We start from the raw sequence: 236 nt of genomic DNA on the forward strand, positions 1-236 counted from the left end.
CCGGCGGCCAGTTCCTCGATCATGAACTGGAAGTCGTAGTCGCCCGAGAGCGCGACGATCGGACGTTGCGGGTCCGCCGCGCGCACGCCGAGCGCGGCCGGAATCGTCCAGCCGAGCGGGCCGGCCTGGCCGCAGTTGATCCAGTTGCGCGCCTTGTAGACGTGCAGGAATTGCGCGCCCGCAATCTGCGACAATCCGATCGTGCTCACGTAGCAGGTGTCGCGGCCGAACACCTG

General features: G+C 67.8%; 1 protein-coding gene. It reads right to left on the reverse strand.

Going from position 1 to position 236, the window contains the following annotated elements; all coding sequences use genetic code 11:
* Positions 1-236: thiamine pyrophosphate-dependent enzyme (locus SB771_RS37040; protein ID WP_410722291.1), on the reverse strand; the 236-nt coding region annotated here is incomplete at both ends.

It is taken from the genome of Burkholderia sp. SIMBA_051 (assembly GCF_046534915.1).
GTDB lineage: Bacteria > Pseudomonadota > Gammaproteobacteria > Burkholderiales > Burkholderiaceae > Burkholderia > Burkholderia ambifaria.